The organism is Planctomicrobium aquicomposti, from assembly GCF_051466325.1.
Classification (GTDB): Bacteria; Planctomycetota; Planctomycetia; order Planctomycetales; family Planctomycetaceae; genus Planctomicrobium.
The window spans coordinates 3,156,055-3,170,184 of the sequence record NZ_CP195792.1 but is presented as its reverse complement, the minus strand read 5'-3'; the positions used below and the strand labels follow the sequence as shown (position 1 = coordinate 3,170,184).

General features: G+C 58.9%; 9 protein-coding genes. All 9 read left to right on the top strand.

Features of this window, described 5'->3' with window-relative positions; translation table 11 throughout:
• The first annotated feature begins 279 nt into the window (after positions 1-279).
• The 9 genes from trpB (at position 280) to SH664x_RS12210 (ending at position 14,027) form a co-directional block, all read left to right on the top strand.
• Positions 280-1,485: a tryptophan synthase subunit beta gene (gene trpB, locus SH664x_RS12250; RefSeq protein ID WP_437201293.1), complete on the top strand. Its 1,206-nt coding sequence runs from the start codon at positions 280-282 to the stop codon at positions 1,483-1,485.
• A 126-nt stretch (positions 1,486-1,611) separates the two neighbouring features.
• A complete protein-coding gene (gene trpA, locus SH664x_RS12245; RefSeq protein ID WP_437201291.1) occupies positions 1,612-2,433 on the top strand; it encodes a tryptophan synthase subunit alpha in 822 nt (273 codons plus the stop codon).
• Between the two features lie 588 nt (positions 2,434-3,021).
• A complete protein-coding gene (locus SH664x_RS12240; protein WP_437201289.1) occupies positions 3,022-3,708 on the top strand; it encodes a GntR family transcriptional regulator in 687 nt (228 codons plus the stop codon).
• Positions 3,709-4,050: 342 nt separating this feature from the next.
• Entirely contained in the window at positions 4,051-5,571 is a 1,521-nt protein-coding gene (locus tag SH664x_RS12235; protein ID WP_437201287.1) for a neutral/alkaline non-lysosomal ceramidase N-terminal domain-containing protein, read from the top strand.
• Between the two features lie 101 nt (positions 5,572-5,672).
• Complete coding sequence (locus tag SH664x_RS12230) at positions 5,673-9,407, top strand: PVC-type heme-binding CxxCH protein (RefSeq protein WP_437201286.1); 3,735 nt, start codon at positions 5,673-5,675, stop codon at positions 9,405-9,407.
• A 188-nt stretch (positions 9,408-9,595) separates the two neighbouring features.
• On the top strand, positions 9,596-10,276 hold the full coding sequence (locus SH664x_RS12225) for a GntR family transcriptional regulator (RefSeq protein ID WP_437201284.1): 681 nt from the start codon (positions 9,596-9,598) through the stop codon (positions 10,274-10,276).
• A 186-nt stretch (positions 10,277-10,462) separates the two neighbouring features.
• Complete coding sequence (locus SH664x_RS12220) at positions 10,463-11,434, top strand: DUF1559 family PulG-like putative transporter (RefSeq protein WP_437201282.1); 972 nt, start codon at positions 10,463-10,465, stop codon at positions 11,432-11,434.
• Between the two features lie 505 nt (positions 11,435-11,939).
• Positions 11,940-12,362, top strand: a complete 423-nt coding sequence (locus tag SH664x_RS12215; RefSeq protein ID WP_437201280.1) for a hypothetical protein — start codon at positions 11,940-11,942, stop codon at positions 12,360-12,362.
• Positions 12,363-12,563: 201 nt separating this feature from the next.
• Entirely contained in the window at positions 12,564-14,027 is a 1,464-nt protein-coding gene (locus SH664x_RS12210; RefSeq protein WP_437201278.1) for a hypothetical protein, read from the top strand.
• Positions 14,028-14,130: the final 103 nt, after the last annotated feature.

The window sequence follows — 14,130 nt, the reverse complement described above, 5'->3', positions numbered from 1 at the left end:
CACCCCGGTCTCAGAGCGTGGCACTGAGCAAATGGGGAACTGAGTAAACTGGCGGTGGCGAGCGTGCGGCTCTCCACCGCTTTTTTTATGTTCTCGGCGTCGATGGAACGCTGCCGCTTCCCTGCAAATGTCGCGTCGTCACTGCGTTGGGGAAGCGATCCCGGTCGATCTGATGCTGGATCGGGCGAGAATGCCGCCCGGCTTGTTGACGCGTAGCAGCGTGATGCGTACTCTCGCTCTTTCGGTTCCCGAGCGAATTTCAATGCGATTGAGTCTCCCATGCAGACTGCGAACAAGAATGTTCCCGACGAAAGCGGCCGATTTGGAGAATTCGGACGGCGGTTCGTCCCCGAAACACTGATTCAGGCCCTCGACGAACTCACGGTCGAATATGAACGGGCACGGCAGGATCCCGATTTCCAGTCGCAGTTTAACCACCTGCTGCGGACATTTGTCGGTCGACCCAGCCCGTTGTACTTCGCCGAGCGACTGACCGCGGAAGTCGGCGGTGCCCGCATCTACTTCAAGCGTGAAGACCTGAACCACACCGGGGCGCACAAGATCAACAACACGATCGGTCAGGCGCTGCTGACGCTCCGGATGGGAAAGAAGCGGGTCATTGCCGAAACCGGTGCGGGGCAGCATGGGGTCGCGACCGCCACCGCCTGTGCCCGGTTCGGGCTCGACTGCGTCGTGTATATGGGGGAAGAAGACATTCGCCGGCAGAAGTTGAATGTCTTCCTGATGCGAAATATGGGGGCCGAGGTCCGTTCTGTCACTTCGGGGTCCCGTACCTTGCGGGATGCCATTAACGAAGCGATGCGGGACTGGATGGCCAGTGTCGACTCCACGCATTACATCCTCGGTTCGGTGGTGGGACCGCACCCCTTCCCGAGAATTGTCCGCGATTTTCAGTCGGTGATCGGTCGTGAGGCCCGTCAGCAGTCACTGGAGTTGCTTGGCAGGCTTCCCGACGAAATCATCGCCTGCGTCGGCGGCGGTTCGAACGCTGCCGGGATGTTCTATCCGTTCATCGAAGATTACGACGTCGCGATTACGGGAGTCGAGGCGGGGGGCCGCGGTTCGGAGCCCGGCGACCACGCCAGCTCTCTGACGTATGGAGTGAAAGGGGTCCTGCACGGCAGTTTCAGCTACGTGCTGCAGGATGCCGACGGCCAGACCCAGGATGTGCATTCCGTCTCCGCCGGACTTGATTATCCCGGCGTTGGTCCGGAGCACAGCTACTGGAAGGATACAGGTCGCGTCAATTACGTGACCGCCAATGATCAGGAAGCGCTGGAGATGTATCAGAAGGTCGCCCGGCTGGAAGGGATTCTTCCGGCGGTCGAAAGCTCCCACGCTCTCGCACAGGCGGTGAAATCTGCCCGCAAACGATCCTCCGATCAGGCGGTGGTGGTCTGCCTTTCTGGTCGGGGTGACAAAGATATTCATGAGGTCGCCCGGATTCTGGGGCTGGAGATGTGAACCCGTTGTTGCAGATCCGGGAACAGGCAGATGTCTGCCGTCGCGGTTGATTTGCGGTTCCATCCTGTTGCCTGCCTGTGTTCTGACTCGTTGCTGCTGTTGTCGTTTTTTGATCAGGAGTGCCTCGTGTCCTCGCGTATTGCTCAAGTATTTCAGGGGCTTCGTGCCCAGGGGCAGATGGCGTTCATGCCGTTTATCACCGCTGGTGATCCTGATCTGGCGACGACGCAGTCGCTCATTCGTCAGCTCGCCGCCGCGGGAGTTGATCTGATTGAAATCGGGTTTCCCTATAGCGATCCGATCGCTGATGGCCCCGTGATTCAGGCCTCTTATACGCGTGCCTTGGGGAACAAGCTGCGGGTGCCGCAAATCTTCGGGGCCCTTGAGGAACTAAAGGGCGAGTCGCTTCCCCCGCTGGTGGCGATGGTCTCTTATGCGATTGTGTTCCGGCTCGGGGTGAAGAACTTTCTGGAGCAGTGCGTGCGGTCGGGGATCTCCGGACTCATCATTCCTGACCTGCCGGGGGCGGAGGCTGCTGAGACCTTTGAACTGGTGCGGGACGCGGGCCTGGATCTCGTGCAGATGGTGGCGCCGACGACTCCTCAATCACGCGTCAAACAGATTCTTTCGGCGTGTTCCGGATTCGTGTACTGCATTGCCGTGGCGGGAACAACCGGGGAGCGAAGTGATGTGGCCAGCGCACTCCTCGAACAGCTTGCGTGGCTGAAACGGGAGACAGACACCCCTCTCGCCGTCGGCTTCGGGATCAGCCGCCCGGAACATATCGACCGCCTGCGCGGACTGGCGGACGGTGCAATCGTCGGTTCGGCCATGGTTCGGCTGATCGAAAAGATCGGAACCGGTGGGGCGACTTCCTCAGAAGTGCTGGCCGAAATCGGTCAGTATGCGGAAGAAATGGCCCTCACTGCCCATCGGTCTGCGAAGTAGAAATTGCAAGAACTGACCCGGTGTCCGTGTAAAACTTGCACGGGTCGCCGGGCTCCACGTGGGGCAGGCCCGCCGCCGTCTGCGGATAACATCTTGAGTGGCAACGGCTTCGTTCGGTCGGTGAATTGTCGTAGGGGCAACTGGCACAGTCCTTGCCTAGACGTGTTTCGGTGATTGAGAGGTCCGCGGTCAGCGGATTCGAGAGTCCTGCCGGCCCCTTGAGAAAGGGTCGCATGCGTTTGAGAGTGATTTGACTGCGCCCTGATCCCCTGCGACCTGAGAGACCGCAGCGCGTCAGGGCTTTTTCATGCGCGATGGGCTGCGATGCGGTCCGTTTGAGTCTCGCCTCACGCCCGTCTCCGGGCCCTGCTGTCGCGAGGCCGCTTCACTGCGAGTGACAGCAACTCTCCGCAGCTTGTCTGTCTGGTCCTGTTGTCTGACGGGACGGGCTCCCACATTGACAGTCGCAACAGTGTTGGTACACTGCATGCCTCGAATTGGAAACACGTTCAAACCAGAGCTTGCCAGGCAGTCACTCACGGATTTCGTCGGTGCTGTTTCGGGCAGTCGAGAACGGAAAGTTCCTCCATGTCAGTAGGAAGCTCACGCTCCGCGAGACACTCGCTGCGTCTGGTGACTGAACCCGCAGTGACAAAGGCGCGGGCAGTTTTTCTTTCGCTGCGGTCACAGATTCTCAGCGGCGAACTCGCTCCGAATTACCGATTGACTCTCCGTCCCATTGCGAGCCAGTTCGGGACAGGCATCAATGCTGTGTCCGAGGCGGTCAAGGCCTTGGCGGCGGAAGGGCTTGTCGCGCTCGAAGGTCAGGCGGGAGCCCGGGTCATTGCCCGTGATCTGTCCCGGATCCGGGGAGAGTACATCTACCGCATTGCAATTGAGTGCGAAATTGCCAGGCGTTTTGCCGAAATCGCGAGTGATGTTCAGGTCAACCTGCTCGACCTGATCTCCTGCAAGATCGATCGCATGGTGGCCAATGGAGAGAGTCTGGAAGAGTGCCGACAGCTTGATGTTCACTTCCATAAGACCCTCGCAGAATTCACAGGCATTCCGCCGCTGACGGACGCGCTCGTTCCCTTGCTGGATCGCCTTGTTATGCTCGATCCGACAGAAAACCAGCGGGTGGAGATTCCCGGGCACAGTCATAAAGAGTTGATGGAGGCCATTCGCCTGCGGGCTCCGGAGGATGCCGCTTACCGGATGCGCGAACATATCGATCATTGCATGCAGCTTTCTCTGGCAGTCCTTTACGTTTGAATGGAGTTGGCTGTCGCAGGAGAGGGGCATGGCATCGGGAGCCGATCATCGTCGTGGCTGGCTGCCCGGTTGATGCGCAGGCCTTGAAGAGAGTGGACCTTGGGATTGCTCCGCTGGCACCGCTGCGGGACTCCATTTCAAAGAATTCAAACGGTCGCCGCGACAGAGCATCGCGGTGTACGTGGCGGAAGCATTCGTTTCACGTCAACACCCTTGGCACTGGCGCTGAGGATGCGCGCAGCGGTTCCCCCGATGATCGGGACAGGACCGTGGAACGCGTGAGTCGATGTCCGGGAGTTTGCTGGCCGTCAAAGAGCTTTCAATCAGGAAGAGGTCGTCTTAATGCACGTTCAGACTCAACGCTTTGATTCCTCTGCCCTGCGCTGTCTGGCCGCTGTCGTGGCGATTGCCGTTGCGTGGGGCAGCGGACAGGCAACCCATGCGGAAGACAAGCTGTTGTTCCGGGCTGGAGCGGCCACGAGCAACATTACTCCGGCTCTGGGAAAGCCCTTGGCAGGGACGTTCTATCCCGGTCCCTCGACACACATTCATGATGAACTGCATGCCCGCTGCATCGTGCTTGATGACGGAAAGACTCAACTGGCACTCGTGGTCTGCGATCTGGTGGGACTGCCTACGGCGGTCTGCCGCGAGGCACAGCGGAGCATCGAGAAAACCTGCGGCATCCCGGCGAGCAATGTGCTGATCAGTGCGACCCATACCCACTCCGCCAACAGTGCTCTGGGCTCCGAGAAGGAACGTGCCTTCTACGACCTCGATTTCCCGCTGGATGAGTACCAGCAATTCGTCGCGAAGCGGATTGCCGACGGCGTGCAGCGCGCGAAGAATCTCCTGCGGCCGGCGGAATTTGCATTTGGCACCGTGTCCATTCCCGAACATGTGCACAATCGCCGCTGGTTTGTCAAACCGGAAGCAATGCCCGCCAACCCGTTCGGAGCGAAAGATCTCGTGAAGTCACTTCCCACAGCGGGCAGCCCCGACAACGTGAAGCCGGCGGGACCGACTGATCCTGAGGTCTCCTTTCTGTCCTTCCGTCAGCCGGACGGGGCGCCGATTGCGCTGCTGGCCAGCTACTCTTTGCATTACGTCGGCGGGATCGAACCGGGGCACGTGTCGTCCGATTACTACGGGCGGGTCTGCGAGTATCTCGTCGAGTTCACCGGTACCGCACATCAGAAGCCTCCGTTTGTGCCCGTTATGGCCAACGGGACCAGCGGAGATGTCTTGGGGGTCAACTTCGGCGTTGTCCAGACAAAGCGCAATTACTACGAGAAGATCGACGAGGTGGCCAGCGATGTCGCCACCAAGGTGCTGAATGCGTTGTCGACACTCACCTACACGAGCGATGTGCAGCTGGATGCCCGTTATCGTGTGGTGGAACTTGATTTCCGCAAGCCCGACGACGAGATGATGCGCTGGGCGGAAAAGACCTACGCAGCGGGCCAGACCACCGTGCTGCCCAAGGGGGTTTCGTACCACACGCAACCCTTGGCACTGGCGCACTTCTACGCCAAAAAGCTGATCACGATGTCCGATTATTATCCGGACAAAGCGCTGTGCCCGCTGCAGATGCTGAAAATCGGCAACCTGTACATCGGGACGATGCCCTGCGAGGCCTTCTGCGAAATCGGGCTCGATTTCAAGAAGAACTGTCCGGTCCAACCGGCATTCCTCATGACTCTCTCGCATGGTCACCACGGTTACGTCCCGCCCCCGCACCAGCATGACCTCGGTGGCTACGAGGCCTGGTTAGGGACGAACCGGTTGGAACGCGATGCTTCAGAAAAGATGCTCAACGAGCTTTATCAGATGGCGAGCGAAATTCAGGCAGCGAACCCCTGACTCACACACACATGCTGGAACTGCAAAGAACCGGAAGAGGATCTCGAGGATTTCGATCGATGGCAGTCTTGATGTCTTCAGTTTTCAGGTCTGCGGTACTGATGTCTCTCAGGCACCGCTCGCTAGGATTGCTTCTCGTTCTGATCTGCGGGAGTGCGAACTCACTCTCCGCCGAAGAAAAGAATCTGAAGCCCCGGCTGTCGAGTACAGCGTTTCACCAGCAGGCACTGTTGGAATCCGAGGGGCGAAGCTGGAAGCCGCTGCTCAACGGTCAGGATCTCACCGGCTGGAAAGTGGTGTTGCGCGGACACCCTGTCGGGGAGGATCCGGAAAAGATCTTTCAGGTCGTCGATGGCGATCTGCATCTCTTCAAAGAGACTCCGCCGGGAAAAGAAATGCCGTTCGGCGTCCTGCTTTCGGACGAGAGCTATTCCCATTACCGCTTTCGGTTCGACTACCGGTGGGGAGAGAAAAAATTTGCTCCCCGACAGGAGCGGCAACGGGATGCGGGGCTGCTGATGCACGTGGTCGGTCCGGAAAAGGTCTGGCCCATGAGCTTCGAATGTCAGTTGCAGGAAGGAGATACCGGTGACCTGTTCTTCGTCTATACAGGAGGCGATGCCCCCGTCGATGAAAACCAGAAGGCCGACCTGACCAATGGAGTCTGGTCGCCCGTGATGTCCGAACAGCGTGTGATGCGCGTGGTCAAGGAATCGACCGCCGAGAAAGAGGGATGGAACAGCGTGGAGGTGATCGTTCGTGGCGACTCCGCACTGTTCATCGTGAATGGCGTCGTCAACAATTACACGGTCAACCTGCGGGCGCCGATTGGTCCCGACAATGCCGTGGTTCCTCTCACAGAAGGACGGCTGGCGCTGCAGTGCGAAGGGGCGGAGATCTTCTATCGAAATCCGGAGATCCTGATTCTCGATCCCCCCGCTGCATCCCCTTCCACAAGTATGGTGCCGCAGGACTCCCAGAGTCCATCGGCAGATGTAGAAGTAGATGGTCCCCTCAGTCCGGAGAAGGGGACCGCTGCGTGGAAAGTTCGAGAGGGGATGAAGGTCGAACTGGTCGCTGCCGAACCGCTGCTGATGGATCCAGTCGCGATTGACTGGGGACTGGATGGCAAGCTGTGGGTCGTCGAGATGGCCGATTATCCGTTGGGACTGGATGGCCGCGGCAAACCGGGAGGAAGAGCCCGGTTTCTCGAAAAAAGCCGCCCGGACGGTCCTTATGACCGGTCGACACTCTTCCTCAAGGATCTCAGCTTTCCCACGGGAATCGTGGCCTGGAACAAAGGGGTCATTATCACCGCCGCTCCGGAGATCTTCTATGCGGAAGACTCGAACGGCGACGGCGTGTGTGACGTGAAACAGGTCCTTTTCAGCGGATTTCATCAGGGCAATCAGCAACTCCGGATCAACGGACTGCGCTGGGGCCTCGATGGCTGGCTGCATTGTGCCAGCGGCAGCCACCGTGCGGGTTACGGAGCAGAAAGCCGGATCTACTCGCACGTCGCCAAGAAGTTCATTGAACTGGGGAGTAAGGATTTTCGGTTTCATCCGGTCACTGGCGAGCTGGAACCTCTGGCGGGGCCCTCCCAGTTTGGTCGCAACCGGGATGACTGGGACAACTGGTTCGGAGTTCAGAACAGCTATCCCCTCTGGCACTATCTGTTCGAAGATCGCTATCTGCGACGCAATCCGCATCTGGCGGCTCCAGATCCGCGGGAAATCCTGAGCGAACGGAATCCTCGCGTTTTCCCAGCCGCCGAAATTGGGGCTCAGTTCAATCCAAGAACACAGGTGGGACGGTTCACATCCGCCTGTTCGGGAATGGTCTATGGTGACCACCTCCTCGCGCTCGATCCGTCTTGTGCTCACGCCTTCACATGTGAACCGGTGCACAACCTTGTGCAGCACAATCTTCTCACGAGAAGCGGGGCGACATTCAGCATGCAGCGGGATGTCGCTGGCGAAGAGGTCGATTTTCTGGCTTCCACCGATGCGTGGTGCCGCCCTGTGATGGTGCGGACCGGTCCGGATGGCGCCTTGTGGGTCGTGGATATGTACCGCAAGGTGATCGAACATCCCGAGTTTGTTCCTGAAGGCCTGCGGGAGGAAATGCTGCGCGAGCTTCGACTGGGGGAAGATCGAGGTCGACTCTATCGCGTTCTTCCGGCCGACGGCGAACCCAGACCGGTCCCGGACCTGATCAAGCTGGACCTCGATGAACTGGTCCTCTGTCTTGATCACCCGAACAGCTGGGTGCGTGAGTCTGCTCAGCGCCGGCTGGTTGAAATGGACGACGCCGCGGCGGTCCCTGCGATCAAAGTGTTGTTGAAGTTCGCGACGACTCCGCAGGGGCGGCTTCATGCACTCTATGCATTAGCGAACAGGAATCGCCTGCTTCCCCGTGATCTCATCGATGTGCTCCACGACCCACACGAGGAGTTGCGACGACACGCACTCCGGCTGGCGGAGCGGTCTGGGCACCTCGACGACGTCAACGTCCTCGCAGCAGTTGTTGAGTTGGTCGACGACCCGAGCGAAATTGTGCGGCTGCAGTTGGCATTCACGCTGGGAGAGAGTCGACAGCCGCTGGCTCAACAGGGGATCGTCCGGCTCTGGGGGCTCCCCTCGCTGACGCCCCATCTGGAAACCGCCCTGCTCAGCTCCTTGAATCCGGAGAATGTCTCGGCTGTGATGGAGGTGGTTTCCGCGAAACCGTTGGACACTGCGCACGCTCGTGACCTGTACCGGCAGGTCGTGTCTCAGGCGGTCGCGATGGGGAAACTGGAGCACGTGGCTGCGGCTCTGGAGAATCATCCCCGCTCCCGTGGTGACCTGATCCGGGCGCTGATTGCCGTCGAAGCAATTGCGCAACAATCATCGCTGTCGAGCCGGCTTGGTGAGCTGAATCCAAAGAGCTTGGGCGACCTGCGTCAACAGGTTGCTGTCCTGGCGGAAAGCGATGAGGCGGAAGCGTGGCTGCGGGTTCTGGCCATCTCGTTTCTGTTACACCCCCGCGATGAGAATCCACTGGATTCGGAATTCCTGCTGGAATTGCTGACGACCAATACCCCGGCATCGCTACGGGTGGCGGTTGTGCGTTCGCTAGGACAAAGAAAGGATCTGGCTGCGGGACAGATTCTCCTGGAAAGCTGGCCCCGCCTGCTCCCCAATCTGAAGATGGAAGTCCTCGAGACGCTCGTGAATCGGCCCGAATGGCATGGGCTGATGGCGGATGCACTTGAACGCCAATCATTACGCTCGGGGGAGATCCCCCTGACGTTGCAGGAGCAACTGGTGGCGAACAAAGCATCTCCGCACGCCGCGCGCTTTCTCAGTCAGTTTGAGAGTCAGAGGGTGGATGACGGTGGGGCGGCGACTCAGGCCCTGCAGCTATCAGGTGACCGGGCCCGAGGACGCGCTGCATTTCAGAAACATTGCACCGAGTGCCATCGTTATGAAGCAGAGGGGGCACTTGTCGGGCCCAATCTGTCATCCGTGACAGGGCGCACCCCTGACCGTCTGCTCGAGGCCATCCTCGATCCCAATAAGGCGGTTGAGCCCATGTATTTCAACTACGTCGTGAGCCTGACGGATGGCCGTGCCCTCTCCGGACTCGTCGTGAATGAATCAGAGCAGAGTCTGACCTTACTCAAGGCCAAGGGAGAGAAGGTGGACGTGTTGCGATCTGAAATTGACGAGTTGCGATCCTCCGGAAAGAGCCTGATGCCGGAAGGGTTCAGTCGGATCCTCAGCCCTCAGGATCTGGCTGATCTGATCGCGTATCTGCGGCAGGATGCGACTGTCGGAGCCTCTGAATAAGGGGCGGCGGCCCGTCCTTTGAAGAGGCAAAATATGATCGTGACCGGCGGTTATTGATGGTCACACGATGAGCGGGAAGTGCAAAATTTACTTGACTGTGACAACAGTGTTGGTACACTGCCATCGCTCGCTCAAAGGTAGGCTGTAAACAAATATTCGAGGTGCCGCTTCCATCGATCAGGTGCGTTATGAAAGCGAAACCGACCCGCAGTCGGAGCAAGGCAGACGAGCCGGTGCCGGCACTGACGAAAGCTCGCAGTATTTTCTGCGACTTGCGCTCGCGGATCCTGAGTGGCGAAATTCCTGCCTCGGCCCGTTTGACGTTGCGTCCGCTGGCGCGTGGGTATGGCGCGGGAAACCATGCTGTTTCTGAGGCAGTCAAGGCATTGGCTGCCGAGGGACTTGTCGAATCTGAAGGTCGTGCGGGGGTGCGGGGGATTGCCCGTGATCTCGGGCGGATTCGAAGCGAATTCATACTGCGGATTGCCCTGGAGTCTGAAACGGCTCGTCGCTGCGCTGAAGTGGTGGATGGGGGGCAGCTGCTTGTGTTGGAAGAGATGGCCCGAAAAGTCGATCAGCTGTTTAGGGATGGGGTTCAACTGGCGAAATGTCGTGACGCGGATGTGCGCTTTCATCTTGCCATTGCAGAATTCTCCGGTGTTCCCCTGTTGAAGGATCTCCTGGTTCCGTTAGTCGACAGACTGGTGATGCTGGATCAAACCGAGTCCCGAACACGGGAGATTCCAGGCCAGAAACATATTGAAGTCTTTGAGGCGATTGAGACCCGAAAGCCGGAGATTGCCGCGGAAATCATGCGAAAGCATCTTGAGCACTCGATGAATCTGTCTCTGGCGATGCTGTTTCGGTAACGCCATGGTTGGCAGTCGATGGCCTTGCCTGGCAGGGCGCGGTTTCTACCTGGTTGATTTTGCACAATTTGATTTGCACGGACTTTTTACGTCGTGTCAGCGGTTTCGCTGTCACAACGTTTGTTTTTTCGTTTCGCTCGCAGCAGTTGTACTCAGTCATTTCGTGGAACCGGAGCAACCCCAGCTATGTCCGCAAAATCAGCATTCTGTCGGCAGCGTGGCTTTACGCTGATCGAACTTCTCGTGGTGATCGCGATCATTGCCGTTCTGATCGCGCTGCTGCTGCCTGCAGTGCAGCAGGCGCGCGAGGCCGCACGACGCAGCCAGTGCAAGAACAATCTCAAGCAGATCGCACTCGCGCTGCATAACTACCATGAGACGCATCTGGTGTTTCCCCCGGGGTGCGTCGGCAACAGCGTCTGGAGCGGCACTCCTCCGCATCCCAACCGTGTCGCCTGGACCGCATTCACATTTCCCTATCTTGATCAGGCCACGCTGTTCAATCTGAACATGACCGATATGTCGGCCCTGCCAATGTCCAAGACGGCACTGGATTACAGCGGGGCCAAGACGAATCTGGCGGTCTTCAAATGCCCGACGGATCCAAATTCGACGAAGCAGACCTATGCATCCACATCGGGGGTGTTGCCCGCTACGCTCAGCAACTATTCCGGTTGCCAGGGGACGACCGGAACCCAGCTGGGAACAGACCAGACTGCCACCAAGCTGGACGGCATCTTCTATGCAATGTCCAAGACCTCGATGCGGGACATTACGGATGGTTCTTCCAATGTGATGTTGTTGAGCGAGATTGTCCTCGTTCGGCACGGAGCGACGGTCGGCAACAATTCCAGTGAAACAGACTGGCGAGGGCTGATTTTCAACGCCTATGGCCCGACGACCTGGTTCAGCACTCTTTACCCGCCGAACACCCGACAGGTCGATCTGCTGGGACGTTGCATTAATGACTCGTTTGCCCCGTGCAGCTATATGGGCGGAAGCGGCAATGCCAACGTCTCGTCGCGAAGCTATCACGTTGGCGGAGTTCAGTCCGCGCTCGCCGACGGTTCCGTCCGGTTTATTTCGCAGAACATTGACGGCAGAACCTTTAAGTACCTCGGTGGCCGTGACGACGCCAATGTGATTGGCGAGTTCTAGAGAAGTCTGCGAGTTCCAGTGTTCACGCTGCACGCCTTTCGAGCGATGAAGCGATGACAGCTCACTCGCTGCTCAGCGAGACTTCATCTGGTCCGGTGAATTCAGGGGACCCCACAGCGAACGAGGGCTGTGCCGTCACATTGCCTCTGGATGGGTTTGTTCGAAAGCTGTTTGCGTGATGTCGACCACTGCTGGTCATGTTTTCCGATGCACAGACCGACCAGCGGGGACCCTCATTGGGGCCCCGCTGACTGGACGCGGCTGGTCCAGAAATGAACTCCACCCGAGTGGGGTTGGAAGGACATCCCGGAGCCTCCGTTTTCAGGCGGGAAATCCGGAATTGTCGCTCCCTGTCCCGGAATTGGATTCGACAGGACATGCTCCGGAAGCAGAACCGCTTTGCTCTCCCTCGTTCAGGTAATCAGATGATTTCCCAGCCGCAGCTCGTGTACCCAGAATGCGGCTTGAACTGCCCCCTGTTCTAACGTTTGGTGATGGTTGCTGTATGAAGTTCAATCGTGTGACGGGCGATCGCCTGATCGTGGCTGCGTGTCTCCTGCTGTTAACGGGTTGCGCCAAGCCGCAGCTGCAAACGGCGAATGGAATGGTGATTGCCACCGGAACTGTGACGCTGGATGGCAACCCCCTCGATCCGGCCCAGATCAAGTTTGTGATTCCTGATGCTGCCGGGAAGGGGGCAGCGGAGTCGTATGTCGCGGCAATCAGCAAAGGGAAGTTCGAAATTGAAGTTCCTCCCGGTGATTTTCGTGTTGAGATCCGCCAGCTGATTGAGACGTCGAACAGTGCGGCGGGAGGAGGGCCTGTCAAACAGGTTCTCCCCAAACAATGGAATGAGGCCAGCACCCTGACCGCCACAATCACGCAGTCGGGGCCGAATGACATCAAGTTTGATTTGAAAACCCCCTGATGCGGTCAGAACACTGCGTCGATTCACTCCCCGGTGGAGTGAATCCCGGGCTGTTTCCTTTTCCGCGGTGGTGGGGTTCCGATTTCAGATCGAACCCCGCGCGCTTCACTGCCGGATCAGCCGACGCGCCCGTGCTCGTCACATGCCCTTTGGCGAGCACGGGCGGAACCAAGTCCTCTCCCTCCAGAAAGTTTCCGAGACATGCTCTTCAGCCGCGCGATCCTCTGTCTGTTCGTGTTCGTCGTGTCCCAGCGGGTGGCATGCGCTGAGCCGGTTGCCGGAAAGCTCTATGTCGGAGCTGCCACAATCAGCATCACGCCGGATGAACGGGTTGCTCTGGATGGTTCCATGCAGCCCAAGGTCTCCGAAACTGTCGAGACACCCTGCGTGGCCACGGCACTCGTTCTAGAAACCCGGTCGGGAGACAAGTCCGTTGACGTCGCCCTGTTTGTTGCGTGCGACCTGGTCATGCTGCGGGGTGGAGAGGCCTTCTATCGCGAACTGCGTGAGCAGCTGAAAGGTCAGGTTCCGGAAGAACTCCTGTCGAAGATGGTGGTCAACGCCACGCATACGCATACGGCTCCGCTCGCTCAGGAAGGGGCGTATACCCTGCCCGAATCCGGCCTGATGCGGCCTAAGGCCTACCGCGAATTTCTGATGGAGCGGCTGGCACAGATTGTCGTGGAGGCCTGGAACTCACGTGCCCCCGCGAAAGTGGCCTGGGGATTGGGCCACGCCGTGCTGGCCCAGAATCGACGGGCACTGTATGCCGATGGCTCCGCAGTGATGTACGGCAAAACCAATGACCCCAACTTTCGTGGACTGGAAGGGCACGAGGACCATGGAGTTGAGCTGCTTTACTTCTGGAACGACAACAACGACCTCATCGCGACGGCAATCAACGTCGCCTGCCCCGCACAGGAGGCGGAACGCCGCAGTCGCGTCAATGCCGACTTCTGGCATCAGGTTCGGGAGCAGCTTCAGAAGAAACATGGTGCGCAGCTGCACGTCGTCCCCTGGTGTGGGGCTGCCGGAGACCAGTCCCCACACCTGATGTACCGCAGCGCTGCCGAAGAACGGATGCAGACGCTGCGAGGGGGGGACCGCCTTGATGAGCTCGCCCGGCGCATCGTTTCCACATGGGAAGATGTGCTGCAGGTCGTCAAAGGGGAGCAGCATGATAATCTGCTGCTCGAACACCGCGTCGAGAAGCTCACCCTGCCCGCTCGACACATTACACCGCTCGAAGCTCAGGCTGCCCAGAATGCCGCGGACTCCATCACCGATCCAAAGAATCGTCGCCGGGATTGGCTGCTGTCAGTCGTCAGACGCTACAAGAAGCAGGAAGCCGGAGAGACCCCTGACTATGTGATGGAATTTCATACCATTCGTCTGGGAGATGTGGCCATCGTCAATGCGGGCATGGAACTCTTCACCGACTACGGAGTCCAGATCAAAGCCCGCAGCCCCGCCTTGCAGACCTTTGTGATCCAGCTGACCGAAGGCGGGTCCTATCTCCCCACACCCCGTGCCATCGCGGGTGGGGGATACAGCGCTGTCCCGCAAAGCAATCTGGTCGGGCCGGAAGCGGGGCAGGTTCTGGTCGAGAAGGCAGTGGCTCTGATCGACGAGCTCTGGAAGACCGCTCCCGAGTCGGCGAAATAAAGCGGTAATTCGCTCGTCCGTGCTATTGAGAATGTTAGCTGGGCGATGCCGAGTCGATCTCACCCCGCAGTGCGAAATGCGGAGAGCGAGTCCCTTCTCCGCG

What these genes read in the sequence shown, in the direction of transcription:
- trpB (WP_437201293.1), top strand. Translation starts at nt 280, where the DNA reads ATGCAGACTGCGAACAAGAATGTTCCCGACGAAAGCGGCCGATTTGGA.
- SH664x_RS12240 (WP_437201289.1), top strand. Translation starts at nt 3,022, where the DNA reads ATGTCAGTAGGAAGCTCACGCTCCGCGAGACACTCGCTGCGTCTGGTG.
- SH664x_RS12235 (WP_437201287.1), top strand. Translation starts at nt 4,051, where the DNA reads ATGCACGTTCAGACTCAACGCTTTGATTCCTCTGCCCTGCGCTGTCTG.
- SH664x_RS12230 (WP_437201286.1), top strand. Translation starts at nt 5,673, where the DNA reads ATGTCTCTCAGGCACCGCTCGCTAGGATTGCTTCTCGTTCTGATCTGC.
- SH664x_RS12225 (WP_437201284.1), top strand. Translation starts at nt 9,596, where the DNA reads ATGAAAGCGAAACCGACCCGCAGTCGGAGCAAGGCAGACGAGCCGGTG.
- SH664x_RS12220 (WP_437201282.1), top strand. Translation starts at nt 10,463, where the DNA reads ATGTCCGCAAAATCAGCATTCTGTCGGCAGCGTGGCTTTACGCTGATC.
- SH664x_RS12215 (WP_437201280.1), top strand. Translation starts at nt 11,940, where the DNA reads ATGAAGTTCAATCGTGTGACGGGCGATCGCCTGATCGTGGCTGCGTGT.
- SH664x_RS12210 (WP_437201278.1), top strand. Translation starts at nt 12,564, where the DNA reads ATGCTCTTCAGCCGCGCGATCCTCTGTCTGTTCGTGTTCGTCGTGTCC.